Origin of the sequence: Haloarcula amylovorans, from assembly GCF_004681185.1 — an archaeon.
Lineage (GTDB): Archaea > Halobacteriota > Halobacteria > Halobacteriales > Haloarculaceae > Haloarcula > Haloarcula amylovorans.
In genome coordinates this window covers 1,113,456-1,139,029 of sequence record NZ_SRIF01000002.1, presented here as the reverse complement: position 1 = coordinate 1,139,029, position 25,574 = coordinate 1,113,456, and the positions used below count along the sequence as shown (strand labels likewise).

At 64.9% G+C, this 25,574-nt stretch carries 23 protein-coding genes and 1 tRNA gene; 12 read left to right on the top strand and 12 right to left on the bottom strand.

Annotated elements, in window-relative coordinates; genetic code table 11:
* Positions 1-255 precede the first annotated feature (255 nt).
* Positions 256-624: a DUF5830 family protein gene (locus E4S61_RS13075; RefSeq protein ID WP_135304371.1), complete on the bottom strand. Its 369-nt coding sequence runs from the start codon at positions 622-624 to the stop codon at positions 256-258.
* A 74-nt stretch (positions 625-698) separates the two neighbouring features.
* Here E4S61_RS13075 and E4S61_RS13070 point away from each other — a divergent pair, with 74 nt between their 5' ends.
* On the top strand, positions 699-1,361 hold the full coding sequence (locus E4S61_RS13070; RefSeq protein ID WP_135304370.1) for a TVP38/TMEM64 family protein: 663 nt from the start codon (positions 699-701) through the stop codon (positions 1,359-1,361).
* Here E4S61_RS13070 and E4S61_RS13065 read toward each other — a convergent pair.
* Both E4S61_RS13065 and E4S61_RS26530 read right to left on the bottom strand, forming a co-directional pair.
* Entirely contained in the window at positions 1,336-3,987 is a 2,652-nt protein-coding gene (locus E4S61_RS13065) for a PAS domain S-box protein (RefSeq protein WP_135304369.1), read from the bottom strand. The genes E4S61_RS13070 and E4S61_RS13065 overlap by 26 nt on opposite strands.
* 61 nt (positions 3,988-4,048) lie before the next feature.
* Complete coding sequence (locus tag E4S61_RS26530) at positions 4,049-4,171, bottom strand: HVO_2523 family zinc finger protein (RefSeq protein WP_280663807.1); 123 nt, start codon at positions 4,169-4,171, stop codon at positions 4,049-4,051.
* An 86-nt stretch (positions 4,172-4,257) separates the two neighbouring features.
* On the opposite strand from E4S61_RS26530, the gene E4S61_RS13060 reads away from it, so the two are divergent.
* On the top strand, positions 4,258-5,775 hold the full coding sequence (locus E4S61_RS13060) for a molybdopterin-dependent oxidoreductase (RefSeq protein ID WP_135304368.1): 1,518 nt from the start codon (positions 4,258-4,260) through the stop codon (positions 5,773-5,775).
* Between the two features lie 39 nt (positions 5,776-5,814).
* Positions 5,815-6,111, top strand: a complete 297-nt coding sequence (locus E4S61_RS13055) for a DUF7526 family protein (protein ID WP_135304367.1) — start codon at positions 5,815-5,817, stop codon at positions 6,109-6,111.
* Positions 6,112-6,203: 92 nt separating this feature from the next.
* On the opposite strand, the gene E4S61_RS13050 is transcribed toward E4S61_RS13055, so the two are convergent.
* Positions 6,204-9,356 carry an adenosylcobalamin-dependent ribonucleoside-diphosphate reductase gene (locus tag E4S61_RS13050; RefSeq protein WP_135304366.1) on the bottom strand — a complete coding sequence of 1,051 codons (3,153 nt, stop codon included), beginning with the start codon at positions 9,354-9,356 and terminating at the stop codon, positions 6,204-6,206.
* 493 nt (positions 9,357-9,849) lie between these two features.
* Between E4S61_RS13050 and E4S61_RS13045 the strand changes: the two genes are divergently transcribed.
* Entirely contained in the window at positions 9,850-10,029 is a 180-nt protein-coding gene (locus E4S61_RS13045; RefSeq protein ID WP_135304365.1) for a hypothetical protein, read from the top strand.
* Positions 10,030-10,105: 76 nt separating this feature from the next.
* On the opposite strand, the gene trpG is transcribed toward E4S61_RS13045, so the two are convergent.
* Genes trpG through trpD form a run of 4 tightly spaced genes read right to left on the bottom strand, consistent with a single transcriptional unit; the run spans position 10,106 to position 14,002 of the window.
* Positions 10,106-10,738 (bottom strand): anthranilate synthase component II, encoded by a 633-nt coding sequence (gene trpG / locus E4S61_RS13040; protein ID WP_135304364.1) that lies wholly within the window; start codon positions 10,736-10,738, stop codon positions 10,106-10,108.
* On the bottom strand, positions 10,735-12,366 hold the full coding sequence (gene trpE, locus E4S61_RS13035) for an anthranilate synthase component I (protein WP_135304363.1): 1,632 nt from the start codon (positions 12,364-12,366) through the stop codon (positions 10,735-10,737). Before trpE ends, trpG begins: the two co-directional genes overlap by 4 nt.
* Complete coding sequence (locus tag E4S61_RS13030) at positions 12,363-13,010, bottom strand: phosphoribosylanthranilate isomerase (protein WP_135304362.1); 648 nt, start codon at positions 13,008-13,010, stop codon at positions 12,363-12,365. The genes trpE and E4S61_RS13030 overlap by 4 nt, the downstream gene beginning before the upstream one ends.
* Positions 13,007-14,002: an anthranilate phosphoribosyltransferase gene (gene trpD / locus E4S61_RS13025; RefSeq protein ID WP_135304361.1), complete on the bottom strand. Its 996-nt coding sequence runs from the start codon at positions 14,000-14,002 to the stop codon at positions 13,007-13,009. Before trpD ends, E4S61_RS13030 begins: the two co-directional genes overlap by 4 nt.
* Before the next feature lie 179 nt (positions 14,003-14,181).
* Between trpD and E4S61_RS13020 the strand changes: the two genes are divergently transcribed.
* Together E4S61_RS13020 and E4S61_RS13015 are read left to right on the top strand one after the other, a co-directional pair.
* Positions 14,182-14,256, top strand: a tRNA-Val gene (locus tag E4S61_RS13020).
* A 153-nt stretch (positions 14,257-14,409) separates the two neighbouring features.
* Complete coding sequence (locus E4S61_RS13015; RefSeq protein ID WP_135304360.1) at positions 14,410-14,766, top strand: hypothetical protein; 357 nt, start codon at positions 14,410-14,412, stop codon at positions 14,764-14,766.
* A 73-nt stretch (positions 14,767-14,839) separates the two neighbouring features.
* Here E4S61_RS13015 and E4S61_RS13010 read toward each other — a convergent pair whose 3' ends face one another.
* Both E4S61_RS13010 and E4S61_RS13005 read right to left on the bottom strand, forming a co-directional pair.
* On the bottom strand, positions 14,840-15,331 hold the full coding sequence (locus E4S61_RS13010) for an HTH domain-containing protein (protein ID WP_135304359.1): 492 nt from the start codon (positions 15,329-15,331) through the stop codon (positions 14,840-14,842).
* Positions 15,332-15,523: 192 nt separating this feature from the next.
* The gene (locus tag E4S61_RS13005; protein ID WP_135304358.1) at positions 15,524-15,826 is read right to left on the bottom strand and encodes a lycopene cyclase domain-containing protein; all 303 of its coding nucleotides are present in this window, start codon (positions 15,824-15,826) and stop codon (positions 15,524-15,526) included.
* A gap of 107 nt (positions 15,827-15,933) precedes the next feature.
* Between E4S61_RS13005 and E4S61_RS13000 the strand changes: the two genes are divergently transcribed.
* Both E4S61_RS13000 and E4S61_RS12995 read left to right on the top strand, forming a co-directional pair.
* On the top strand, positions 15,934-17,076 hold the full coding sequence (locus E4S61_RS13000; protein ID WP_135304357.1) for a CBS domain-containing protein: 1,143 nt from the start codon (positions 15,934-15,936) through the stop codon (positions 17,074-17,076).
* A gap of 116 nt (positions 17,077-17,192) precedes the next feature.
* Entirely contained in the window at positions 17,193-18,524 is a 1,332-nt protein-coding gene (locus E4S61_RS12995) for a hypothetical protein (RefSeq protein ID WP_135304356.1), read from the top strand.
* 158 nt (positions 18,525-18,682) lie between these two features.
* Here E4S61_RS12995 and E4S61_RS12990 read toward each other — a convergent pair whose 3' ends face one another.
* Positions 18,683-20,908 (bottom strand): CDC48 family AAA ATPase, encoded by a 2,226-nt coding sequence (locus tag E4S61_RS12990; protein WP_135304355.1) that lies wholly within the window; start codon positions 20,906-20,908, stop codon positions 18,683-18,685.
* Between the two features lie 229 nt (positions 20,909-21,137).
* Here E4S61_RS12990 and E4S61_RS12985 point away from each other — a divergent pair, with 229 nt between their 5' ends.
* Entirely contained in the window at positions 21,138-21,554 is a 417-nt protein-coding gene (locus tag E4S61_RS12985) for a universal stress protein (protein ID WP_135304354.1), read from the top strand.
* A gap of 48 nt (positions 21,555-21,602) precedes the next feature.
* Complete coding sequence (gene larC / locus E4S61_RS12980) at positions 21,603-22,916, top strand: nickel pincer cofactor biosynthesis protein LarC (protein WP_135304353.1); 1,314 nt, start codon at positions 21,603-21,605, stop codon at positions 22,914-22,916.
* Here larC and E4S61_RS12975 read toward each other — a convergent pair.
* Entirely contained in the window at positions 22,913-23,707 is a 795-nt protein-coding gene (locus E4S61_RS12975) for a hypothetical protein (RefSeq protein WP_135304352.1), read from the bottom strand. The two genes, larC and E4S61_RS12975, sit on opposite strands and share 4 nt — an antisense overlap.
* Positions 23,708-23,821: 114 nt before the next feature.
* On the opposite strand from E4S61_RS12975, the gene E4S61_RS12970 reads away from it, so the two are divergent.
* Together E4S61_RS12970 and radB are read left to right on the top strand one after the other, a co-directional pair.
* Entirely contained in the window at positions 23,822-24,655 is an 834-nt protein-coding gene (locus E4S61_RS12970) for a hypothetical protein (protein WP_135304351.1), read from the top strand.
* A gap of 48 nt (positions 24,656-24,703) precedes the next feature.
* Positions 24,704-25,420 carry a DNA repair and recombination protein RadB gene (radB, locus tag E4S61_RS12965; protein WP_135304350.1) on the top strand — a complete coding sequence of 239 codons (717 nt, stop codon included), beginning with the start codon at positions 24,704-24,706 and terminating at the stop codon, positions 25,418-25,420.
* Positions 25,421-25,574: the final 154 nt, after the last annotated feature.

The window sequence follows — 25,574 nt, the reverse complement described above, 5'->3', positions numbered from 1 at the left end:
CGTCGGGCAGCGCCGCTGCCCGACTGCCTGCGGGACCTTCGGTCCCTCTCTGTTCGAATCCTCGCTGCTCACGAGTCGCTTCACTCCTCGTTCGCGTCTTCGTGATTCGCGCATCTACAGATGCGCGAACCACGCTACTGCTCTGCGGTTCCCTGTCTCGCGGGCGTTACCCGCTCGACTCGCCGAGGCCGCTGACGCGGCCTCGCTACCGCTCACCGCTTCGCTTCGAGGATTCGAACAGAGTGAGAATCCTCGCTACTCCCGCCCCAAGACTTTCTGAATACACGTCGACCCGAACGGCCCTAACTCGCCGCCGTCGAACTGCACGAAGTGGCCCGTCGAGATGCTCGCGCCGCAGCGCTCACAGGAGAAATCGCCCTCGCGGACGACCACGTCGGCCTCGAAACTGACGTACGTGCCCCGAGAGCGCGGCCGGACGAGGCCGTTTTCGCGGTCGATGACGCCGCGCATCGCCGCGGTGTCCAAAATCTCGCGCTGGACGCCGGGGTTGGTCGTCACCGTCTCGATGCGGTCCATCGCGTCGGCCACCGACAGCTCTTCGTGTTCGAGGTGGGCGAGCAGCTCGACCCCGAGCTCGACGGGGTCGCGGTCAGCGTCGTCCACGCCGGAGCCTCGTTCGCCACCGGATTAACGCTTACCACAAGAGGTTTGCCGGTCGCACACACTCTCATCGGTAGATGGACAGCCTCGTCAAGCGACAGGTGCTCGGGTCGGCGGCGCTACTCGCTGTTCTCGCGGTCGTCGCGCTGATTCTCTCCCCGGCCCGTCTCATCCACGAGGCGATGCACCTCTCGGAACATCCCGTCTACATGGCGGGCCTCATCGTCTTCCTCTATCTTGTCCGCCCGCTGTTCGCGTGGCCGACGATGCCGCTGTCGGCCTTCGTCGGGTTCGTCCTCGGCATCGGCTACGGCATCCCGGTGGCGCTGATGGGCGCGCTCGTCACCTGCCTCATTCCGTATCGATTCGCCCAGCGAGCGGGCGAACAGGGCGGGATGTTCGGGCGACTGGGCGAGTCCGGTCGGCGCATCATCGAGGTGACTGGCGAGACGCGCGGTGTGTTGGCCGCCCGACTCTCGCCGGTGCCTGCCGACCCGGTCTCCTACGGCGCTGGCTTCGCCGATGTCTCGACGCGAGCGTTCGTCGTCGGCACGTTCGTCGGCGAGATTCCGTGGGTCGTCGCCGAAGTCGCAGCCGGGGCATCGATGCGGTCGCTGACGCTAACCGGCGTCTCCATCGAGGCGCTCCCGCACCTGCTCGTGTTACTCGGCGCGATGGCGGTGCTAGTACTGGCCGGGCCGACCTACCGCCACTTCAGCGGTCGTCCCGACTCGTCGTGAACTCGACGCGCGCGCCGCCAGCGCCGCTCTCGGTAACGCTGACTGTCCAGCCGTGGGCGTCAGCGATGTCGGCGACGATGGCGAGACCGAATCCGGTTCCCCCGTTACTGGTGGTGTAGCCGCGTTCGAAGACGCCCTCTCGCTCGTCCGGTGGGATACCGACACCGTCGTCCTCGACGTAGAACCCGCTCGCTCCGTCGGAATCCCCCTCATCGAGAGCCCCGACAGTCACGGTCAGCGGCGTCGTTCGGTCGTCGTTCGGTGTGCCGTGTTCGACACTGTTCTCGTGAGCCTGTGAACGAGTGCCTGTGGAACCATGTTCCACACTGTCGTCGGACCCCGTCCGACTGCTTGTCGAACCGTGTTCGACACTGTTGCGAATCAGATTCTCGAACAGTTCACGGAGTCTGTCCGGGTCGGCCTCAATCTCGGTCGTCGGGCCGAAAGAGAGCGTCGCGTCGCCGGTATCGACGTTCTCCCACGCTCGCTCGGCAGTGGTCGCGAGGTCCACCTCGGCGGTCTCACCGACGGTCTCGCCTTGTCTGGCGAGCGTCAGCAGGTCTTCGATGAGCCGTTCCATCCGCGTCGCTGCTGCCGCCGCGTCACCGAGATGGGAGACGTCGCCGGTCTCCTCGGCCAGCGAGAGGCGACCTTGCACGACGTTGAGGGGGTTTCGGAGGTCGTGGCTGACGACGGAGGCGAACTCCGAGAGGCGACGCTCACGCTCTTTGCGCTTGGTGATGTTCCGTATGACACCGGCCGTCCCGGTGAACTCCCCGTCAGCGCTCGGCAGTATCGCCATGTTGTTCTCGGTCGGGATTCGCTCACCGCTGCGAGTCACGACGGCCATTTCGAGCGTGGTGGTCTCGACATCCGGGTCAGTGACCAGCAACCGGACCAGTTCGTCCCCCCTATCGAGGTCGTCGTCGGTCATTATCTCCCCGATGTGCTCCCCGACGAGTTCCTCGGCAGCGTACCCGGTCATCTGCTCGATAGCTTCGTTGACGTACGTGAATACGCCGTCGTCGTCGAGCGTGTACACTGGGTCCCCGACGGCTTCGACGATCGTTTCGTAGCGTTCGAGTTCGCGCTCTCGGTCCTTCCGGTCGGCGATGTTCCGCAAGACGCCGACCGAACCGACGAACTCCCCATCCGAGTCGAACAACGGCGCGACCTTGTCCTCGTTGACCGTCCGCTCGCCGTCGCTGTCGATGGTGTGCATCTCGAAGGTGGCCCACGTCCGTTCGGGGTCCTCGAGCAAGCGCGCTATCGTCTCGGTCGCCGTCTCGACGTCGGCGGCGGGCATGAATCGCGTCGGGTCCGACCCCAGGATCTTCTCGCGGTCGTAGCCGAGACGGTCCGACATCGCGTCGTTGACCATCACTATCGTTCCGTCGGTGTCGAGGACGTACATCGCGTCACCGACGTTCTCGACGAGCGTCTCGTACTGTTCGAGTTTGCGTTCGCGCGCTTTTCGCTCGGTGATGTCGCGGGCGATACCGGCGATACCGAGTTCGTTGCCGTCGGTGTCTTCGATGAGCGAGCCGCGGAACTCGTGGCGAATCTCGTCTCCTGCTTTGGTCAACAGCGGCGCTTCGAACGTCGAGTGCCCGGTTTCGAACGTCTCGCGGACGGTCTCGGCGACGTGGTTGTGAACCGGTTCCGGAAACAGGTCGAAAGCGCTCATCGAGGACAGTTCCTCGTCGTTGTAGCCGGTCACCTCGGTCGCGGTGTCGTTCCAGCGTATCAGGTCGCCCTCGAACCCGACGAGGTAGAATACGTCGTCGATAGCGTCGACGAGGTTCTCGGTGAACTCCCGCTCCCGTTGGAGTTCTTGTTCACGCGCTTTCCGGGCGGTGATGTCCGTGATGAATCCCTCTATCAGTTCGACGCCGTCCTCGTCGCTTCCGACGACCCGCCCCCGCTCCCACATCCAGCGACGCTCGCCGTCTCTCGTCTCGACGCGATAGGTCACCTCGAACGGTTCGCTGGCCGCGATACAGGTCTGCACTTGCTCCCAGAGCGTCTCGCGGTCGTCCGCGACGATGAGTGAACTCCACGACACCTCGCCGGATTCGAGCGTCTCGCTGTCGTAGCCGACCAGTTCTTCGGCACCGTCGCTGACGAACTCCATCGGCCACTCCGGTTCGTTCCGGCACCGATAGACGAGACCGGGAAGGTTCGAAATGAGCGTCGCCAGTTGCCGCTCGGACTCTTCGAGGGCGGACTTCGCTCGGTTCTCGCTCACGGCTCTCCTGATACGGTTGGCGAGCACTGTGTACTGGTCGGTGCCGACGTCCTTCTGAAGGTACTCGGTGACGCCGGCCGAGATGGCGTCGCTCGCGATTTCTTCGTTGCCTTTCCCGGTAAAGAGGACGAATGGGAGTTCGGGATACGACGACCGAACGGCTTTCAGAAACTCCAGTCCGTCCATTCCGGGCATGTCGTGGTCGCTGACGACGCAGTCGACCGGGTCCGAGCGCAGCACGTCGAGTCCCTCGCTCGCGGACGCCGCTGTCACGACGGCGATATCGTCGTCGGCTCGCTCTAAGTGCATCGCGGCGACGTCTGCGAACTCCGTCTCGTCGTCGACGTGGAGAACGTAGATATCGCCATTCTCACCCATTAGATATGACCTGCGTTTCCATCACAATAAATCCGATAGCACTGCGCAGTGAAATGGGAACTCAGTAAAACGTATCAGCGCAGTCATATACGACGCCGTGCTCCGGACAGACGTACTTACAGTGACGGTGGTACATCGCCCGGTCACATAGCGGACAGGGACGGCCGCCCGATTCGTCGCTCATACACCGTCGCAGGCACCCCGTCTGCTTCTCTCTTTGGGGACAAAATTGGAACAACGCCTTTGGGCGGGTAGTCCTTCCCTCCGACTATGGCCGAGGACGTTCTCGACACTCGCGGGGGCCGGGCGCTGGTCGCTCTCGTTGCGGCAGTCGCCGGCCTCGCGGGGTCTTACGCGCTCGCGGGGTACACGCCCGCGTTTCTCGCCTCGCCGGTCGAGCGAACGCTCGCTCGAACCATGCCCGGCGAAGTCGTCTCGCTCGCCATCACTGAACTGGGAAGCGTCGGCCAGCAACTCAACCTCTTCGCCGCGCTCGTTCTCACCGGACTGGTCGTCGCGCTCGCGGCGTGGGTGGCTCTCGGTACCGGCGACACCGCGAACAATCGCCTCCTCCCGAGCGTGGGGACGGCAGTACTTGTGTGGGGCCTCGCCGCCACAGTCACTGGCGAACTCGCCCTCGCCGCTGGTCCGGCGCTCGCCGCGGCCGCCGTCGTCGCCCTCGCACAGGTGTTCGACGCCTACGGTGACGGGACGCCCGTCTCGTCGAAGCGCCGCCGCGCCCTCTCGACGGTCGGCGTCGCCCTCGGTGCGAGCGTCCTCGGCTACACCGTCGGTACTCGCCGAACGCCCACGGCGACGGCCGCCGACGCCCCCTCGCTCTCGGCCTCCGACGCGGCCCGCGAGGACATCGAGACCAAACTCGCCCTCGCCGAGGCACGCTCGCTGGACATCGACGGGCTGGACTCGCTGGTCAGCGAGACGTTCTATCAGGTGGACATCAACTCCATCGACCCCGAACTCGACGGCGACGACTGGTCGCTCTCGGTCACCGGTGCCGTCGAAACGGAACTCACCGTCGACTACGACGAACTGCGCTCGATGGACGCCCAAAACCAGTTCTCGACGCTGCGCTGTGTCGGCGATTCGCTCAACGGCAAGAAGATGGACACCGCGCTGTGGACCGGCGTGCCGCTCGGCCGGCTCTTGGACGAAGCCGGCGTCCAGAGCGACTGTGAGTGCGTGATGCTACACGCCGAGGACGACTACTTCGTCGAGTTCCCTATCGAGGCGCTGCGCCGCGGCCTGCTCGTCTACGGCATGAACGGGAAGCTGCTTCCCCGAGGCCACGGCTACCCAGTTCGGGCGCTCGTCGCGGGTCACTGGGGCGAGGTCAACACTAAGTGGGTGACCGAAATCGAGGTACTCGATACAACCGCCGACGGCTACTGGGAACGCCGAGGCTGGGAGGGCACCGGCCCGGTCAAACCCATCGCCAAACTCCACCACAGCGAGACGCTCGACGACGGCCGCCGTCGCCTCGCCGGTCACGCCTACGCTGGGCTGCGCGGCGTCTCCCGCGTCGAAGTCTCGACCGACGGCGGCGAGTCGTGGGCCGACGCCTCGCTCTCGGAGCCGCTACCGGCCGCCGACGGCGATGGCGCGGCCGCCGACGCGTGGCGACAGTGGACGTACACGTACGACCCACCAGACGGCGGTCACACCGCCGTCGTCCGAATGGTCACCGACGACGGGACCGTCCAGACCGACGAGAAGACCGGGCCGAAGCCGACCGGCCCCTCCGGATGGGTCACGACGGAGTTCTCGTAGACTGGCAAGACACATCCCGCTCTACGCCGAGACACCTGTATGACCGAGACGATCGCGGGCGAGGTCATCCACGTCGTCCCGCCCGACGAACTCGACGACTACGATTTGGACCCTGACCTGGCGTCGCTGGCCGACTCCCGATACGTCCTCGTCTGTCGCAAGGGGGGCCGTCCGTCGTGGCTCGAACGCATCGTCGCCTTCCTCCGGCGAGAGCCCATCGAACCCGTGACGCTGGTCGCCGACACCGCCGCCGAAGAGGGCGACGAGGTGACAGCGACGGTCAGCGAGACGGGAATCGCGGGCGTCTACGACGTAATCGAGTTCGAATCCGAATAGAAACGCGAATCGAGACTGCACGCGGCGAATCGGGCTCCGGTGTCACACGCTCCGTCTGGCCGCGGAAATCCGTAGTCGGTCAGTCGGTCAGTTCAGCACTCGGACCAGCCACAGGACTCGCAGGTCTTGCAGCCTTCCGAGTAGTACAGCGAGAGCGACCCGCAGTCGGGACATTCCGGGCTCTCGCCGGCGTCGATGAGTTCCTGCTGGTCGCCGGCCGTCTCGGTGCCGGCGTCGGCGTTCGGCCCGTCGGCGGTCTGGGTGCCGCTCGGCTGGGCCGCCGGACCGCCGTCGGTCTGGGTCGAGGCGGACTGACCGTCGAGTTCCTCCTCGTCCTCGGTCGTCTCCTCTAAGGTGACCTGCTGCGGGTAGGCCTTGTCGACCTCACCGTCGAGGTAGCGGCGCAGCGCGGTGCCGATGGCGTCGGGGATAGACTGGATCTGTTCGCCCTTGTCCCAGGCGACCTTCGGCGACCGGATGCCCTGCAGTTCGTCGGCGATCTCCTCGGGGTCCACGCCCGATCGGAGCGCCGTCGAGATGGTCTTGGCCAGCGCCTCGGTGAAGGAGGCGGTGAAGCCGCCCGAGTTGCCGATGTTGGCGAACAGCTCGAAGGGCCGTTTGGCTTCGGGATCTTCGTTGATATTAACGTACAGTTTCCCGTAGCCGGTGTCGATGCGCTGGGTGACGCCGTGAAGGACGTCCGGGCGACTCTGCTTGCGGGCGAACTCGGAGTGCTCGCCGTCTGCGACCGACAGCATCTCCTCGACGGATTCGTCCAGTGCCGCCTGTACGGCCTCGTCTTCGAGGAAGCCCTCGACGCCGCCGAACATCTCCTCGATCTGGGCGACGATTTCCTCCGTGTCCATGTCGGCGAACTCGGCGTTCTGGGCACGGGTCGTCAGCACCTGCTTCGAGCGGGTGCCGTCGCGGTAGTAGGTGACGCCCTTGCCGCCGTGGTCGTAGATGTACTCGAACACCTCGGCGGCGTCCTCGACGGTCGAGTCGTTGGGCGCGTTCACGGTCTTGGAGATGGCGGAGTCGACGCCCTCCTGACAGGCGACCTGCACGCCCGCGTGGGCCTGCGCCGAGAGGTCGCCGGTCGTGACGAACAGCTCGCCGATGGCGTCCGGTACCGTCGTGAGTCCGGTGACGCCGTCGAACTCGTTGTCGGCCATCTGTTCTTGGGCCTCTTCCTTGACGGCCTCGACTTCGATACCGTTCTCCTCTAGGGCGCGCAGGAAGTAGTCGTCGAACTCGACGAGCATCTCGTCGCCCTGCACGTCGTCAGAGACGTTCTTGTAGTAGGCGACGTTGTAGATGGGCTCACACCCGCCGGTGGTGTTGCCGATCATCGACGTAGTTCCGGTCGGGGCGATGGTCGTCGTGTTGTGGTTCCGGATTGGGAACCCGTCTGCCCAGTCGTCGGCATCCTCGCCGGTCTGTTTCTCGAACCACTCGCGGTACGCCGTCGGGTTCGCGTACTTCGAGTTGTCCCACTCCTCGAAGGTGCCGCGGTCCGTGGCAAGTTCGCGTGACGCTCGCTTCGAGCCGTGGTTGATGTGACGCATCAACTGGCGGGCGACCTCGTTGGCCTCGTCGGAGCCGTATTCGACGCCCAACTGGATGTACAGTTGCGCGAGACCCATGATACCGAGGCCGATCTTGCGCATCTCCCGGACCTTCTGCTCGATCTTCTCGACCGGGAAATCCGACATCGTGACGACGTTTTCCAGGAAACGGGTGCCGAGTTCGATGCGGCGGTCGAACTCCTCCCAGTCCATCGCGTCGTCTAAGAACGCCGCGACGGCTTCGGCGTCGGAGGCGTACTCGTCGGCGTGGTCGTCGGCCCAGACGCGCCAGTCTGGGGCGTCCTGTGCCGCGAGCGTCGAGAGGTTGATGTGTCCGAGGTTGCAGGCCTCGTACTCTTCGAGCGGCTGCTCGCCGCAAGGGTTCGTCGCGAGGATGCGGTGGTCGGGGTGTTCCTCGACGTCGAAGGAGTGCTCCTTGTTGACGCGTTCGAGGTAGATGACGCCCGGTTCGCCGTTCTCGTGTGCGCCCTCGACGATGCGCTCCCAGAGCTTCTCGGCGGGAATCGAGAGCACTTCGCCGGCCTCGACGTACTCGCCGAGGTCGAACATCTCGTACAGTTCCTCCGTCTCGGCGGTGGCAACGTGGTCCTCGCCGGTCCGGGGGTTCGTGAAAGTGAACTCCTCGCCGTTTTGGAGGGCGTCCATGAAGCCGTCGGTGACGCCGACGGAGATGTTGAAGTTAGAGAGATGTCCCTCGACGGCGTTTCGGAGGTGCTTTGGCACTTTGCCGTCGTCGTCGATGAGGCCGCGGGCCTCTTCGAGCGCCTCGGCGAAGGAGTTGTGTGTGAAGTCGTCCGGGTCGTTCAGCCGGAGCGTCTCGGCCAGCGAGACGTCCTTGTTCTTCGAGTGGATGAACTGGATGACGTCCGGGTGCGAGACGCGCATGACGCCCATCTGTGCGCCACGGCGGGCCCCGCCCTGTGCGATGGTCTCGCACATCTGGTCGTAGGTCCGCATGAACGTGATCGGCCCGGAGGCGATGCCGCCGGTCGAACCGACGGGGTCGCCGTACGGGCGAAGCTTCCAGAACGCGTAGCCCATGCCACCGCCGGACTGGAACACCTGTGCGGCCTCCTTTGCGGTCTGGTGGATGTCGTCGATGTCGTCGCCCGGAGAGTCGACGAAACACGCCGAAAGCTGCTGCAGTTCGTCGCCGGCGTTCATCAGCGTCGGCGAGTTCGGCATGAAGGAGAGCTGTTCCATCTGTTCCTGGAACGCGTCGGCGGTCTCCTCGACATGGTCCCGAACCTCGGCGGGAAGTTCGGGGACGACCGTCTCGTAGGCGAACTTGTTGACGTTGTACACCGAGAGCGTCGTCTCGGCGTCGTCGTCCGCCGTAGTTCCCTTCCCGAACACTTCGGCGGCGAGCTCGTCCCGGCGCGGGTGGTCGGGCTTGAGCTGGTCGGGCGTGACGGTGACGTCGACATCGCGCTTCTCGGCCTCGAAGACGGCCTCGGCGAGTGCGATGTTCTCCGCGACTCGCTCGAAGAGATCCTCGGGAGACTCCACGAGGTCGCCGTTGGCGTCCTTCCGCAGATAGCGGGCGGGGAGAATGTTGTGATAGGCGTTACTCGTCAGTCGTTCCTCTAAGGTGTCTCCGTCCGTTCGTTTGATTGGAAGCGTGAGTTCGTCGGCGGACTGGTCCGCGTCACTCATTCGTCGGTCCTCCTCCCGGCAGCGTCCGTCTGCCGGTCGATACCCCTCTCGACGGTTGGCCGAATTCCTGTCATTTCTGGCGGCGAATAGGTATTCATGGATGTCCTATAACCCTTGCTTTCTCGGTCTTATGTGCGAAATCCTACCTGTCGCAGAGTAGTAACTACAGTGCCATTTCCTGCAAGTTCGTTCACACGACGACCACAGTCGCGTACGACCACTAGCAACGTTGGTCACTCCTTAAGCATGTGTAGACCGCGGTGAAAGTAAAATACTCCCCCTCGCAACCGCCGGAGGACGTGCCAAAATCCAGTGGAAACGAGCGGGGGTTCGGATAGAGATCCCGCCTGCGCACTGGATGAAAGAAAAACGGAACGTCTACAACAGCCGGTTTGCCCCTACTGGTTGCTCACATGACCTCACGAGTGCCTTGCGGGCCGGTATCCGAACGCTACCCATGAACTATTTGTGTGAGTCTCACGTTCCTAGCAGTATGCTTCCGCTGTTGCAGTTCGGGTCGCTGGGGTCGCCGCCGTCCCTACTTGTCGGATTGGTCCTCGTCGCGCTGGTGCTCCTCGTCGGCCGATTCGTGATGAAAGTCGCCTGGAAACTGGTCGTCCTCGCCATTATCGCCGTGACGGTGCTGTGGGTAATCGGGATCCTCGGCTTCTAAGCGCCGCTATAGTACCAATTGAAACGGTTTACATACCGACCGCACCGCCGCCGTGTGGTCGGGTGTGCAGTGATTTTCACTGGCTACTATAGATTCCCGAGAGGAAGTTTCTGATGACGTCGTGACCCACCGCGGTCAGTACTGACTCCGGATGGAACTGCACCGCCTCGATTGGATACTCACGATGACGGACGCCCATCACCAACTCGGTACCGTCCTCGGTGGTGGTCGTCGCCGTCACCTCGAACGCCTCGGGCACCTCGGTCGCCACGAGCGAGTGGTACCGACCGCCCTGGAACCCCTGTTCGAGGCCGGCGAAGACGCCCTCGCCGTCGTGGTCGATGGGGAACGCCTTCCCGTGGACGGGTTCGGGCGCACGACCGACGCTGCCGCCGTAGGCGTACACCGCCGACTCTAAGCCGAGACAGACACCGAGCGTCGGCACCTCGGGACTGACCTCACGGAGAACGTCCATCGTCACGCCCACGTCGCGGTCGTTCTCGGGATGGCCCGGTCCCGGCGAGAGCACGATGGCGTCGGGGTCGAATGCTCGCACGTCGTCGAGGGTCGCCGTGTTGCGTACGACCTCGGTTTCGGCGTGCTCCGAGACGTACTCCACGAGGTTGTACGTGAACGAATCGAAGTTGTCGACGAAGAGGACGCGAGTATCGGTAAGCGTCTCGTCCGTCGCTGGTTTCTGTGTACTCATTTGCTCACCTCCGCGCCGCTCTCGGTGGATGGCATTTCGCGCTCGATACGTTCGACGGCCGCCAGCACGCCGTCCATCTTCTGTTCGGTCTCGACGTACTCGCTCTCGGGGTCCGAGTCGGCGACAATGCCGGCCCCGGCCTGGACCGTGACCCGGTCGTACGTCCCGTCGGTCCCCGCATCCGCGTCGGGGAGCGAGACGCCGTTCTCGATGGTCGCAGACCGGATGACGATGGCGAAGTCGGTATCACCGCCCCAGTCGAAGTAGCCGACGCCGCCGCCGTAGGGACCGCGCGGCGAGCGTTCGAGTTCGTCGATTATCTCCATGGCGCGTATCTTCGGCGCGCCCGAGAGCGTGCCCGCGGGGAACGTCGCCCGCGCGGCGTCGAACGCGTCACAGTCCGTAGCGAGCGTTCCAGTCACAGTCGATTCGATGTGCTGGACGTGGCTGTACTTCAGGACGTTCATGAACTCCTCGACGCGGACCGACCCGGCCTCGGCGACCCGGCGCACGTCGTTGCGCGCTAAGTCGACGAGCATCGTATGTTCGGCCCGCTCTTTGCCGTCGGCGAGCATCTCGCCGGCCAGTCGACGGTCCTCGACGGGGCTGTTCCCGCGCGAGCAGGTGCCCGCGATGGGGTTCGAGACCACGCGGTCGCCCGCCACCGACACCAGCGTCTCCGGACTCGCGCCGACGACGCTCAGGTCGTCGTAGCCAAGCAGGTACATGTACGGTGAGGGGTTGACAGTCCGGAGCGCCTCGTACAGGCCGAGCGGGTCGATATCGCCGTACAGCTCCCGAGTGCGAGAGACGACGCCCTGATAGATGTCTCCCGAGAGGACGTACTCCTTGGCGCGGGAAACGGCCTCCTCGTACTCGTCTTGCGGGCCGGCTATCTCGGCCTCGCGGGTGAATCCGTCGGTCGAGAGCGCGTCGGCGTCCGTGAGAGCATCCTCGACCCGTTCGACTTCGGCGAGCAGTTCGTCGTATCGCTCGCTCGCGTCCTCGTCAGCCCGAACGACCGGCGTGAAGACGAGTTCGACCCGTTCCTCGACGTGGTCGAACCGAAGCGTCGCCGTCGTCAGGACGAACTGGGCGTCCGGAAAGCGCGAATCGGGCCGGTCGAGTCCGACTTCGTCCAACCAGAGGTCGTAGACGGCGTCGTAGGAGAGAAAGCCGACGAGGCCGCCCTCCAAATGCTGGCGGTCCATCTTGGGGAAGCCACGCAGTTCGGCGTCGGGCATGACCGCCCGGAGGTCGTCGATGACGTCGCCGCCGTTGGTCGTTACGAGGTCGGCATAGCGGTCGTCGAACACCTCGACATCGCTCTCCTCGCCGGTCACCGTCACGACCGCTCGGGGATCGTAGCCCACGAAGGAAAAACGAGCGTGTCGGTCGTCGGTTTCCGGCGCGAACGCGCCGTCGGGATCGCTTGAGGCGACTTTCTCGGCGCTTTCGAGCAAGAACGTGTACTCGCTCGCGTCTACGTCGCTAGTTCGCCCTGCGAGCGCCGCGTACGCCGAGAGCGGTTCGATATCCGTGTCGAGTTCGGCTGCCGCCCGGACGACGACCGGCCGGTCGGCCTCGGCGTACTCGACGAACTGCTCGCGGGAGACGTCGAGGCTCACGCCGTCACCTCCGCGTCGGAGACCGTCGCGTTCCCGACGAACCGCTCGACGGCGTCGTGGTCTTTCACGCCGCCACTACTCTCGACCCCGCTCGCCACGTCGACGGCGAACGGCCGCACCGTCTCGACGGCCCCGGCGACATTCTCGGGGGTGAGGCCGCCCGCGAGAATCACGGGCACGTCGAGTGACTGCACGACATCACGCGTGCGCTCCCAGTCGTGAGTCTCGCCGGTACCGCCGGCCCCATCGGCGTCGACCGAATCGACCAGTAGCGCGTCGGCGTTCTTCGCGTAGTCGTCGAGGTCGACAGATTCGGGATCGACGGCGACGACGATTCGCTGCGCGACGCGTTCGCCGAGCGTACCGACTTCGGCCGGCGTGAGACCGCCGTGGACCTGCACGACATCCGGCTCGATCTCGTCGATACGGTCGACAGCCTCTGCTACCGCCGTCGGCATCGTCACCAGCACGCTCGTCACGAGCGGCGGAACCCCCTCGACGAGTGTCGCCGCGGTGTCGGCGTCGACCTCACGTGGCGTCTCGACTGGAACGCCGTGGATGACGCCGACCGCGTCGGCCCCTGCCGCGACGACGGCGTCGCAGTCAGCGGGGGTCGTTACGCCACAGATTTTCACGCGCGTCATGCCCCGATGAGGTCCGCTAGCTTCGCGGCGGCGTCGCCGGACTCGATCGCCTCTCTGGCGAGGTCGACGCCCTCGGTATGGGTCTCTGCGACACCGGCAACGTAGATGGCCGCCCCGGCGTTGGCGAGGATTATCTCGCGCTTCGCGCCCGTGATCTCGCCTTCGACGATGCCCCGGAGGTCCGCCGCGTTCTCCTCGGGGGACCCGCCGGAGATACGCTCGATGTCGCGGGTCTCCAGTCCGATGTCCTCGGGGGTGATGCTGTATTCGGAAATGGAGTCGCCGTCGACCTCGGCGATAGTGGTCTCGCCGTGGATGGCGATTTCGTCGAGACCGTCGCCGTGGACGACGAGCGCACGTTCGACGTCGAGGCGGGCCAGCGCCTCGGCCATTATCGGAACGAGGTCAGGATCGTAGACGCCCAGGACCTGCGCCTCGGCCCCGGCGGGGTTCGTCAGCGGCCCGAGGATGTTGAAGATAGTTCGAATCCCGAGTTCCTGTCGAGGGCCGATGACGGCCTTCATCGCCGGGTGGAAGACGGGCGCGAGCATGAACCCGATGTCTTTCTCCTCGATCGTCTGTTCGACGTCTTTCGGTTCCGCCTCGACGTCGACGCCGACGACTTCCAGCACGTCGGCGCTGCCCGACGAGGAGGAGACCGAGTAGTTGCCGTGCTTGGCGATGGGGACGCCCGCACCCGCGGCGACGATGGCGCTCGTCGTCGAGACGTTGATCGTGTCGTAGTCGTCCCCGCCGGTCCCACAGGTGTCGACGAGACCCTTTCGGTTGGGCTCGATAGTCCGGGCAGCGTCACGCATCCCTTCCGCGAATCCGGCGACTTCGCTCTCGGTCTCGCCTTTCGCCCGGAGCGCGGTCAGCAACGCCCCGATTTGGGCGTCCGTCGCGTCCTCGAAGACCCGCGTCGCGACCTCGCGTGCCTCGTCCTGTGTCAAGTCCTCGCCGTCGGTAACGCGCTCGATGTACTCCTTCATTGTATTCACCAATGGTCTATTTCGTGTTGTAATGTACAAATCCGTACACTGACTTAAGCCTATCGGGGAACCGCTACCAGACGGCACGTCCGTGTGGCGAATCAACAGACGCCGTGCGGGTTCGAATTCGAAACCTTCAATTATACCCCCCGGTAAGAATGAGTTGCACGAGGCAGCGAGGGTTCGTGGTCTAGGTCGGTTATGACACCTCCTTGACATGGAGGAGGCCGGCGGTTCAAATCCGCCCGAACCCATACGCGGATTCTCTCTTAACGCTCGACTCCGAACACTGGGTCTGTGACGCAGGTGGCTATTTGAAACGTCTTCTCGGAGACGTTTCAGACGAGAGCAGTCCCGGAAACGACAGGTTCCAGAAATTTCTTACTCTGGCCGCACGACCTGGAACTATGGAGGAGACTCTGCAGTCGGCGCGGCCGTTCGAACAGTTCGTCTTACTGTCGGTGGTAGAACTGTCGGTGAAGGGGGAGACGCCAGCCCACTCCTACGATGTCGCGGAGACGGCGCGTGACCGTCTCGACGACGTGGACCGGGAACCGTTCGGCGGCGTCGAGCGGCAGGAGGTCATCTCGGCGCTGCGGGCGCTGGCCGAGGAAGACGTCCTCGCGAAGGACCGCACCGAGTCGGCGACCGGCAAGGGCCGCCCGGCGTACGAACTGGCCGTCGACGCTGATACTGTGTTGGACAACCTCGAAGACGCAGAAACCGTCGGGTCGTACGCCGAAGCACTCAGAGCGGACGCATAAACCGTTCGCGGTCGTCGCTGTGTCCGGTTCTCGCCGACCGAGGTCAGCGAACTACCGACCTGCTCTGGACTTCTCAGACGATACTGACATCCGTCGCGGTCTGTTCGAGCGCGGACGGTTCGCCTTCTTCGAGCCGTTCCAGTCGGTCCATGATAGTGTGGACGACATCACCTTTCGTACACGGAGCGACGTGCGCGAGTTCACCCTCGTGGTACTCTGCGAGACCCATGACCGGCAGGACCATCGTGTCGTAGGCGTCGTCGGTGACCTCCGAGTCGACCTCGCTGTTCTGGTAGAACGACTCCAGCGAGACGTTGTTCGAGAGCGCCCACTGTTTGAACTCGGCGACGCGATTGAGGATGTACTTTCCTTCTTCAGTATTGGCCGCGGCGGACTCCGTGGCGACCTGCTTGCCCCAGACCACGACGTTGTACCCGGCAATTTCGTCCTCGCGTTCGAGGCGGTCGAGCTGGTCGATGACGGCTTCCTGTCGTTCGTGGGCACCGTCGGGGAGGAGCGAGCGGACGTATAGTTCGATTCGCGGCGTGGGAGTATCCTCGGTCATGTCTGATTTAGATCATACAGTCGAGACTACATATAGGTTCTGTGGGGAGTGTATGCACATCTCGGGACGATATATATTCCTAATAGCCGCCCGCTGTCGGGTGATTCCTCAGAGCGTGCTTTCCATCGTTGTGACGGCACCACGTCTGATTAACACTCGGTAAATCCAGTATCGGCCATGCAACAATTTCACTCAGTCACGGTTTCGCAGGATTTCGTGGATGCCCAGCACGAACGCGGGGACCACCACGATGAAGATGTGCTCCTCGATAGGGATGCCCAAGAAGTCGACGCCGGTTCGTAATTTGATGGCGAAGACGCCGACTTTCAGCGTATACCAGTCCCAGACATATGCGACGGGGTAGAGGACGGCGATCGTTCGGGCGGCGGAGCGAAGTGCGTCGGCTCGCCAGAGCAACCCCAGTGCGACAGTCCCGAACACCACCTCTGTCACGAGGTACGTGTATGGACCGAACACACCAATGTCAGGAAGCATATCTGACAGACGGCCCGGCGGTGTAAAAGTTTAGCCCGGCTCTCGAAATTCGGGAACTAAACCAAGCTTGATAACCCTACACGTAGAATCTCAGGACGTGAAGCACGATGGATATTGCTGACATCGCCACCAGAGAGTTTGTCGAGGTCGACGCCAACAAGCGCCTCGGGAAGGTCCGTTCGATCTTCGAGCGGGAGAACCCGAAAGGCATCATCGTCACCGAGGACGGTGCGTACGCGGGCGTCATCACGCAGAAGCAGTTGGTCCAGTCCCACGTCGAGGACGACGCGAAGGCGGGGGCGATGACCAGTTCGGCACCGAAAGTCGGGCGAACCGACGACGTGCGCGAGGTCGCACGGGTGCTAGTCGAGGGCGGCACCAAAATCGCACCGGTGTTTCAGGGCGAGGAACTCTGGGGCATCGTCACCGAGGACGACATCCTCGAAGCGGTACTCGAAAATCTCGATGCACTGACCATCGAACAGATATACACCGACGACGTCATCACCGTTACCGAGGACACCAACGTCGGCCAGGTCGTCAATCTCCTCCGGAAGCACGGCATCTCCCGACTTCCCGTGCTCGACGACACCGACTCGCTGACCGGGATGGTCACGCGTCACGACATCGTCGACGTGGTGGTTCGGGACATGAACAAGGCAACCCGGGGCGACCGCTCCGGCGAGATCGAACGCGTGCTGGACCTGCCGGTCTACGACGTCATGAACAGTCCCGTCGAGACGGCGAAACTGGCCGACTCCGTGGAGGACGCCGTCTCTCGGATGCTCGAAAACGACTTCGCCGGGCTGGTCGTGACCGACGAGGACGACGACGGTCACGTCATCGGCATCGTCACCAAGACGGACGTGCTCCGGGCGCTGACCTACACCGAGGAGGACCACATGGACGTTCAGATAACCAACATCAAACTCCTCGATACCATCTCCCGGGAGACCATCCGCACGGACATCGGAGAGGTCGTCGACAAGTACCAGGCGATGCAGGTCAAACACGCTCACGTCCGGTTCCACGAACACAAGGAGAAACTCCGTGGCACGCCGCTCATCCAGTGTCAGATTCGCCTCCGGACCAACAAAGGGCAGGCCGCTGGTTCCGGTGAAGGATACGGGGCCGAGACGGCCTTCAACGTCGCGCTGGACAAACTCGAACGCAACGTCCTCGAACTGAAGGGCGTCCAGGCCGACGAGGAATACCGCGGGCAGTTGCTCCGGAAACTCGGCGAGCTGTAAGGGCGTCTCTCGACTACCGCCGGTTTTTTCGCTCGCTCCGCTGCACGGCGAGCGACGCTTCAATGGCCGTTTGAGCCATCCTCGTTTATATGTCGGTGGCAAGAGTTCGCACGAATATGGCACCCGCTGGTCTCTGCCGCCGCCTCCTCTGTTGTCTCGTCGTCGGGTCGCTGCTGGCCGTCGCTGTCCCCGCAAGCGCCGCGCCGCCGCCACGACCGCTCTGTGACGCTTGTGGCGACACCTTCGAGGAGACGGCCGAGTACCAAGACGTCTCGCTGACGGTCGAGCGAAGCACGGCGACGATCGCGGTTCACGAGAACGGAACCGCGACGTGGGTCGTGCAGAACCACCTCACGGGCGACGGTGAACGTCTCCGAACCAACGAGAGCCTGCTGCGGAGTATCGGTGACCGGGCGATGTGGGACGCCGAGTTCCTCGGCGCGAACGTCTCGGCCGACGGCGTCGTCACGCTCCGCTACCGCGAAGCCGGCTTCGCCGAATCGGCTGCCGGCGGAACGCTCCGCTCCGGCGAGTTCACCGAGTCGTACGGCTACCGCAACCTCGCCGGGCTTGGCGCGGACCGCCTCACCGTCGTCGCCCCCGACGGGATGCGCGTCGGATGGACGGTACCCGGCGCGAGTGTCTCCGAGGACGGGACGCGGATGACGCTCACGTCGCTGGACCGCGGCGGGTTCGTCACGTTCGTCCCGCGGGACAGCGCGTTCGGCCCCGTAACGAGCCTCCTCGCCGTCGGGTCGCTCGTCGGCCCCGTCTTCTTCCTAAACGCCGCCGTCCAGCTCGCCCTCCCCGCGGCGGTGTTCGGGCTACTCGTCTCGGCGCTCGGCGGCGGCCTCTCGTGGCTCGACCCCGACGTGAGCGACTACGGTGACCGCGCCGGACCCGCGTTGGCCGTCGTCGGCGGACTGGTGACAGCCCTGTCGCTCGCAGCGGGCGGCGTCTCGATTCTGGGCGGGAGCGCTGCCCCGGTCGTCGGCGTCGGCATCACCTTCGCCCTCTTTGGCCTCGCGCTCTCCCGACCAGCCGTCCGAGAGCATCTCTCGTACCCCATGATGGTCGGACTCGGCGTCCTCGGCGTCGTCTCCGCGGCAGGATTCACGCTCATTGCGGCGCGCCTCCTGAACCAGAACGGTCTCACGCTCGCCTTCCTCACCAGCCTCCCCGCCCTCGTCTCGCTGTTCGCTCTGTTCCCGACCGGATACGCGCTCGGAGCGGACCGCCGTCGCCTCGCCGTGGTGACGATCGTCGCGAGCGTCGTCCTCGCGCTGTTGCCGACCGCCTCGCTGTTCTCGCCGGCCGTCGGCAACGGGATGCTCATCTACCTGTTCCTCGGCCTCTCCGCTGTCGGGGCGCTCGTCCTCGGATCGCCGCTGGTCGTCGTCGGCGTCGTCCTCGGTCGTGGGGACGACGGAAAGAGAGCGATTCGGTAGCAGGTGAGAGACTGTCGACGGAGTAAGCGTCTAAGCATCCGCCGAGTGAAACGAGGCGGTTCACCGGCGGCGACGCGCAGCGAGCCGCCGGCCTTTTTCATGAACGGTTTGCGAGTCGGGTTCGCGCCGTCAGGCGCGAACCCGACGAAGTAACAGGTTCATTGGAAGCCGATGCGGCCGCTGCCACCGGGCTGGCGCTGCGGACTGGACCCGCCCTTGAACTCCTCTTGCATCTGCTCGTAGTAGTCGCGGATGTCGTCCGTGATAGTCGGACGGACGTTGTCCATCGCCTGGCGGAAGTGGCGCATGTCGACTTCTTCGGCGTCGTCGTCCTCCCTGAGGGCCTCGATGGCCGCCTCACGCGCGATGGATTCGAGGTCGGAGCCGACGAACCCGCCGGTGCGCTCGGCCAGTTCGCGCAGGCTCACGTCCGGAGCCAGCGGCGTGTCGTCGGTGTGAATCCGCAGAATCTGCTCGCGGCCGTCGACGTCGGGTTCGCCGATCATGACGAGGCGGTCGAAGCGACCGGAGCGGATGAGCGCCGGGTCGATCATGTCCGGGCGGTTAGTCGCGCCGATGACCATCACGTCCTCCATCTCTTCGAGGCCGTCGAGTTCGGTCAACAGTTGGTTGACGACGCGTTCGGAGACGTTCGACCCCATGTCGCCGCCCCGGCCCGGAGCCAACGAATCGAGTTCGTCGAAGAAGATGACCGTCGGGGCCACCTGTCGGGCTTTGCGGAACGTCTGGCGGATGGCTTTTTCGGACTCGCCGACCCACTTGCTGAGCAGTTGCGGCCCCCGCACCGAGATGAAGTTGGCGTCCGTCTCGTTGGCGACGGCCTTCGCCATCAGCGTCTTGCCGGTGCCGGGCGGGCCGTATAGCAAGACTCCGGACGGTGGCGTCACGCCCATGCGCTCGAACTTCTCCGGGGAGTTCATCGGCCACTCGACGGCCTCCTGGACCTGCTCTTTGGCCGGGTCGAGACCGCCGACGCTGTCCCAGGACACCTTCGGCAGTTCCACAAGGACCTCCCGCATGGCGCTTGGGCTCACCTCGTTGAGCGCGCCCTTGAAGTCCTCGCGCTTGATTATCATGCGGTCGATGAGGCTCGGCGGGATGTCCTCCTCGTCTAAGTCGATTTCCGGGAGGTATCGACGCAGCGCCTTCATCGCTGCCTCCTTCGTCAGACTCTCGATGTCGGCACCGACGAAGCCGTGGGTGTCGGTCGCCATCTTGGCGAGGTTGACGTCGTCTGAGAGGGGCATCCCGCGGGTGTGGATCTGGAGAATCTCTTCGCGGCCCACCTCGTCGGGGACGCCGATTTCGATTTCGCGGTCGAAGCGGCCCGGGCGGCGAAGTGCCGGGTCCACCGAATCGACGCGGTTGGTGGCGGCGATGACGATGACCTGACCCCGCGATTCGAGGCCGTCCATCATCGTGAGCAACTGGGCGACGACCCGGCGCTCGACCTCGCCGGTAACGTCCTCGCGTTTCGGCGCGATGGAGTCGAGTTCGTCGATGAAGATGATGGCGGGCGACTCCTCGCTCGCGTCCTCGAATATCTCGCGTAGCTGTTGTTCCGATTCACCGTAGTACTTCGAGATGATCTCCGGCCCGGCGATAGAGAAGAAACTGGCGGAGGTTTCGTTGGCGACGGCCTTCGCGAGCAGGGTCTTCCCCGTGCCCGGCGGCCCGTGGAGCAAGACCCCCTGTGGCGGCTCGATGCCGAGTTTCTTGAATATCTGGGGGTGTTTCATCGGCAGTTCGACCATCTCGCGGACCCGCTGAATCTCGTTTTGCAGGCCGCCGATGTCCTCGTAGGTGATGCCGCCGCCGGTCTTCTCGAAGCCCGAAATCGGCTCTTCTCGCAGCTCGACTTCGGTGTCTTCGGTGATGAGACAGACGCCTTCGGGCTCCGTCTCGACGGCGATGAGTGGGATGGCCTGTCCCGGCGAGCGCATGAAGGGGTGGTTCGTCGAGGACATCACGGGAACAATGTCGCGTTCGACGACCGGCCGTTTCAGAATCTGCCGTTTGACCATGCCGGCGGCGTCGGAGCCGAACTGCACCGACGCTTCCTCGGGCGGTGCGAGGACGAGTTTGTCGGCCTTCTCGGCTTCGGCCTTCCGGATCTCGACGCGCTCACCGATACCCACGTCGGCGTTCTGCCGCGTGAAGCCGTCGATGCGCACCGTGTCCGTGTTCCAGTCCTGTCGGTCGGCGCGCCACACTTTGGCGGCCGTCGTGTCGCTCCCCTCTATCTCGATGATGTCGCCGGGCGAGAGCTTGAGATGGAGCAACGTGTCGGGGTCGAGGCGGGCGATTCCGCGTCCCGAGTCGTTCGGGTACGCCTTCGCCACTTCCAGTTGCACTTCGTTCATAGTAGAGTGAGGCTACAGAGAACTCGGGTAGCCCGGGAGATATGCTTTATGCTACCGGCGGGCAGGAGACGGCAGCGACGCCTTTTTATGTGAACTGCTACCACACGTCAGTCAGCGCACAACGGCGACGGTATCTCGCTGATTAGCGGCGGGTTCGATCACACTCGGATTCCCACCGATGCCTGCCGCCATCGCCGCGTTTGATAAGGCTGGCTCCGATAGCGCCGATATGGTATTTCTCGTCCCGTTCGACGGATCGTCGCTCGCCGAGGCCGCGCTCGAACGCGCGGTCGAGTACGCCGCTGCCCTCGACCACGAAGTCGTCGCCGTCAGTCTCATCCCGACGGGGTCCGACTACGCCCAGCGCCGTCGACAGGTGGACCCACACGAGGACTTCGCGGCGGAGACGGCCGCCAGCGACCTCCGGCGCAAGATCGAGGAGGCGACCGACGACGCCGAACTCCGCTACGAGGACGTCAGCGCCTACTCCGCGAACGAACTCTCCGAAACCATCCGAAAGGTGGCCCGCGATGTCAACGCGAGCGTCGTCTTCCTCGGCAGCGCCGATACCGAGGACGTGGTCGTGCCCATCGAGGAACTCGACGACGAGGACGCCTACGACGTTCACATCGTCCGGCGCGCCTGATACGGCTTGTTGTAGTAGGCTTTTACCCGCCGAGCGAGACGTTCGACTATGCGAACGCTCGCCTTCGACGGCCGGATGGGTGCCGCCGGCGATATGCTCCTCGGCGCGTTGCTCGCCGCCGGTGCCGACCCTGCCGTCCTCTCCCCCGTCGAGGACGCGCTCGATATCGAATACGCTGTCTCCGAGAGAGACCAAAGCGGCATTAGTGCCACTCGCGTCGAGGTGCTCCTGACCGACGACCGCGAACAGCACGCCGAACACCACCACGACGAGGGCAGTCACACGCACAGTCACGAACACGGCCATTCTCACTCGCACGGCGACGAACACGACCACGCTCACGACGAGCACGATCACCCACACGCGGAGGGTCACGGCCCGAACCGTAGCTACGCCGAAGTCGTCGATATCGTCGAGGAGATGGGTCTCGACAGCCGCGTCGAAGCGGATGCGCTGGCCACCTTCGAGATTCTCGGCGAAGCCGAGGCATCGGTCCACGGCACCGAGCTGGACGAGACGCACTTTCACGAGGTTGGAGCCGACGACGCCATCGCCGACATCGTCGGGGCGGCCCTGTTGCTCGATGACCTTGATGTCGAGCGGGTCGTGACAACGCCGCTTTCGGCTGGCGGCGGCACCGTCGAGATGAGCCACGGGATCTACCCCGTGCCGACGCCCGCCGTGGTCGAGATTGCCGAACGAGCGGACTGGGCGCTGCGGGGCGGCCCCGTCGATGCGGAACTACTGACCCCGACGGGTGCGGCCATCCTCGCTCACGTCGCAGCGGGCGTCGAGTCGCTCCCGTCGCTCTCGCTCGACGCGTCGGGCTACGGCGCTGGTGGCCGCTCCTTCGAGGGGCGACCCAACGTCCTCCGCGCGATGGTCGGCGAGGGCGAGGGGCGACTCCGCCGGGACGACATCACCGTCCTGGAGACGAATCTCGACGACGCCTCGCCGGAACTGCTCGGTGACCTCCAGCGGTCGCTGTCGACCGTTGGTGCCCGCGACGTCTCGGTGCTCCCGGCGACGATGAAGAAATCCCGACCCGGCCACCTCGTGAAAGTCATCTGCAAGCCCGAGGACGCCGAGCGCGTCGCCCGCCGACTCGCCGAGGAGACTGGCACCCTCGGCGTTAGAGAGCACGGAGCCGGCCACCGGTGGGTCGCCGAGCGAGCGTTCGAGACGGTCACACTCGCAATCGACGGCGAGCAGTACGAGGTCACTGTGAAGCTAGCCAGCGACGAAGACGGCGAGATATACGACGTGAGCGCGGAGTTCGACGACGCGGCGGCCGTCGCCGACGCCACTGATCTCCCGGTTCGTGCGGTCATCCGCCGTGCCGAGCGAACTGTCCGGGACTAACCGGTCGTCGAATCAGTGTCGGCTGCGTTCTCGTCTTCTCCGCCGTCGCTCTCGCTCTCCGCGTCGCCACGGTGTTCGGCCAACGCCTCCTCGATGGTGAGGGTGCCCTCAGCCACGTCGCGGGCCAGCTCCGCGTCGATGGCCCGGTTAGTGTCGCTGACCTCCCGTGAGCGGTCTTTGATGCGCTGGAGTTCTCCCGCCGTCGGTTCCACGTCACGGCTCGTTATCGCCTCGCCCTCTAGTCGGGCGATGTTGACCGCGGCCAGCACGTCACCCATGCCGCGCGCGCCGCTGCCGAGGTACGGCGTCGTCCCCGTCTCATCCACCAGTTCGACCGGGACATCGACGATGTCGTCGATGAGGCGCGACCCGACGAGTCGCGCACCGTCGCCAATGCGGACCACCGGATTGACGGCGTCTTCGACCTCGCGATGGACGACCTCGACGGCGTCGGCGGCCGGCACCTGAAACGCGGCGACGACCATCTCGCCGTGCATGACGGCCACGCCGGGGCGTTCACCGGGGTCGATACCGATGATAGTGCGACCAGTCTCGCCTCGTAGCGCCGCGATGGCCGCCTCGACCGCTCGTCGCGGGCGCTCGGGGTCGGCTTGCACGAGATCGACGCCGTCGGGAATCTCGACCGTTTCGCCGGCCGCGATGACCGCCACGTCGGTGTCATCGGGCCACTCGTCGCCGGGTTCGATAGTCGTAAAGTCGACGCCGCGGTCCCGTAGCTCCGTGACCACGCCGTGGTACACTTCGAAATCTGCCGTCGCGACGACTATCACGGTCGAAACTTCACCGGGCGACCACTTACGATTGCTGGCTCCGACCGGTCAGATAGGTTTCTCACCGCGTGGGTTCTGGGTATCCTTTTGTACGCCGGCGGCGAAACAAGCCCCATGCCCCCGCCCTCCTCCAGCGACGACACGGGTTCAAGTGACTCGGACCCGCTGTTCGGCGTCGTCACGGGAATCTACCTCGCGTTGCTCGCTGCACCGCTGGCCGTGTTCGCCGCTGTCCGCGCCGGAGTGTCGGGTTCGGGCGTCCTCTACGGCGTCGTCATCGGGACGCTAACCGTCGTTACCGGTCTCGGCTGGTTGGCGACGGCAAGAGTGGAGGGCGTCGATGTCCGTCTCGGCGGCTCTCGGCTGCGATGGCTTCCCGCACTCGCGCCTGCGGTCTACGTCGTCGCAGGATTCGCCTCGATCGCTGCGACCGGTGTCGCCGGCTTCCTCGCGTTCTTCTTCGGTCTGTTCGCCGTGTTGTTCGGGTTCGTTCTCGGTGTGATGGCTCGAACCAGACACACCATCGCGCTCACGGCGGGTGTCGAACCCGACTGCGAGTTCACCGCCGGGTGGCCCAAGCGTGCGCGGCGACGTGTCCACCTCGTCGCCGGTGTTCTCCTCGCCGTGACCGCCGCCGGGTTCATCGCTGGAATAGCCACGAACAGGATTTGGCTCCAGACCGCCTCGCAGATACTGTTCCCGCTCGGTCTCGTCTTCGCCTCGTCGGGTGAGAGACGAACGTATCTCGTCTCGGCGGTCGGCATCGAACAGCGAATGCCGGTCGCACGACGGCTGTTCCGATGGGACGACTTCGGCGGCTACACCCGAACCGCCGACGCCATCAGTCTCCACCGCCCGCGGCGGGTCGACTTCCGGTTCGCGCTCGCAGATTTGGACGACTCGGACGCCATCGAGCGGGCAATCGAGAGATATCTCTCCCCCTCGTGAGACGAGCAGGTGCGAGCGTTTTTATCCGGACACGTCCAACCCGTTGCCGTGAGCGACCACGTCTCGACCGGCTGTGACCCGCTCGACGAGTTGCTGGGCGGCGGACTGGAGCGCGGAGCCGTCACGCAGGTGTACGGCCCGCCAGCGGCCGGCAAGACGAACCTCGCCCTCTCGGCGGCCATCGAAGTCGCCGCGCAGGGCGACGCCGCCCTCTACATCGACACCGAAGGGCTCTCGGCCGACCGCATGCGCCAGATCGCCAGCGGCCGCGCCGCTGGGACGAACCAGACGGTCGACGACCTCGCGGGCCGCCTCATCGTCTCGGAAGTCTTCGACTACGACGAGCAAGCCGAAGCCGTGCAAGACGCCGCCGAGTTCGCCGCCGAAATCGAACTCGTCGTCCTCGACAGTGCCACCGGCTTCTACCGCCTCCAGCGCGACGACGACGACGGCGGTGCGGCCTTGCGTGACGTCGCCCGACAGATTACCCACCTCCTCTCGCTGGCCCGCAAACACGACCTCGCCGTCGTCTTCACGAATCAGGTCTTCACCGACCCCGACAGCGACCGGTCGACCGCGCTGGGCGGCCACACACTGAATCACTGGTCCGGCGCAATCCTCCGCATCGACCGCTTCCGCGGCGGCAACCGCCGCGCCACGTTGGAGAAACACCGCGCGAAACCCGCCGGCGACACCACCCAGTTCCGCATCACCGACGAGGGGATGGTCGGCGACGATGGACAGCAACCGCCGCGCCGGGAGTAAAGCGAGCGTTGCGGTGGCGCGCACCCTCGCGGTCGAGGTCGCAAGCGACCTCGACCGCGAGGTACGTGCGAGGGACGAGTAGCGCAGTGAAGCGAGCAACGCAGTCGGTTGGGGAGGGTGTGGCTGTCGAGCGGTGCTGTGCGGGAAAGCATAC

Coding starts and splice junctions, on each gene's coding strand:
- E4S61_RS13055 (WP_135304367.1), top strand. CDS start 5,815: ATGACCGAGACGATCGCGGGCGAGGTCATCCACGTCGTCCCGCCCGAC.
- trpD (WP_135304361.1), bottom strand. CDS start 14,002: ATGAAGGAGTACATCGAGCGCGTTACCGACGGCGAGGACTTGACACAG.
- E4S61_RS13005 (WP_135304358.1), bottom strand. CDS start 15,826: ATGCTTCCTGACATTGGTGTGTTCGGTCCATACACGTACCTCGTGACA.
- larC (WP_135304353.1), top strand. CDS start 21,603: ATGCGAACGCTCGCCTTCGACGGCCGGATGGGTGCCGCCGGCGATATG.
- E4S61_RS13000 (WP_135304357.1), top strand. CDS start 15,934: ATGGATATTGCTGACATCGCCACCAGAGAGTTTGTCGAGGTCGACGCC.
- E4S61_RS13070 (WP_135304370.1), top strand. CDS start 699: ATGGACAGCCTCGTCAAGCGACAGGTGCTCGGGTCGGCGGCGCTACTC.
- E4S61_RS13045 (WP_135304365.1), top strand. CDS start 9,850: ATGCTTCCGCTGTTGCAGTTCGGGTCGCTGGGGTCGCCGCCGTCCCTA.
- E4S61_RS13030 (WP_135304362.1), bottom strand. CDS start 13,010: ATGACGCGCGTGAAAATCTGTGGCGTAACGACCCCCGCTGACTGCGAC.
- E4S61_RS12970 (WP_135304351.1), top strand. CDS start 23,822: ATGCCCCCGCCCTCCTCCAGCGACGACACGGGTTCAAGTGACTCGGAC.
- E4S61_RS13010 (WP_135304359.1), bottom strand. CDS start 15,331: ATGACCGAGGATACTCCCACGCCGCGAATCGAACTATACGTCCGCTCG.
- E4S61_RS12985 (WP_135304354.1), top strand. CDS start 21,138: ATGGTATTTCTCGTCCCGTTCGACGGATCGTCGCTCGCCGAGGCCGCG.
- E4S61_RS13015 (WP_135304360.1), top strand. CDS start 14,410: ATGGAGGAGACTCTGCAGTCGGCGCGGCCGTTCGAACAGTTCGTCTTA.
- E4S61_RS12990 (WP_135304355.1), bottom strand. CDS start 20,908: ATGAACGAAGTGCAACTGGAAGTGGCGAAGGCGTACCCGAACGACTCG.
- E4S61_RS13060 (WP_135304368.1), top strand. CDS start 4,258: ATGGCCGAGGACGTTCTCGACACTCGCGGGGGCCGGGCGCTGGTCGCT.
- E4S61_RS12995 (WP_135304356.1), top strand. CDS start 17,193: ATGGCACCCGCTGGTCTCTGCCGCCGCCTCCTCTGTTGTCTCGTCGTC.
- E4S61_RS26530 (WP_280663807.1), bottom strand. CDS start 4,171: ATGAGCGACGAATCGGGCGGCCGTCCCTGTCCGCTATGTGACCGGGCG.
- trpG (WP_135304364.1), bottom strand. CDS start 10,738: ATGAGTACACAGAAACCAGCGACGGACGAGACGCTTACCGATACTCGC.
- E4S61_RS13050 (WP_135304366.1), bottom strand. CDS start 9,356: ATGAGTGACGCGGACCAGTCCGCCGACGAACTCACGCTTCCAATCAAA.
- E4S61_RS13065 (WP_135304369.1), bottom strand. CDS start 3,987: ATGGGTGAGAATGGCGATATCTACGTTCTCCACGTCGACGACGAGACG.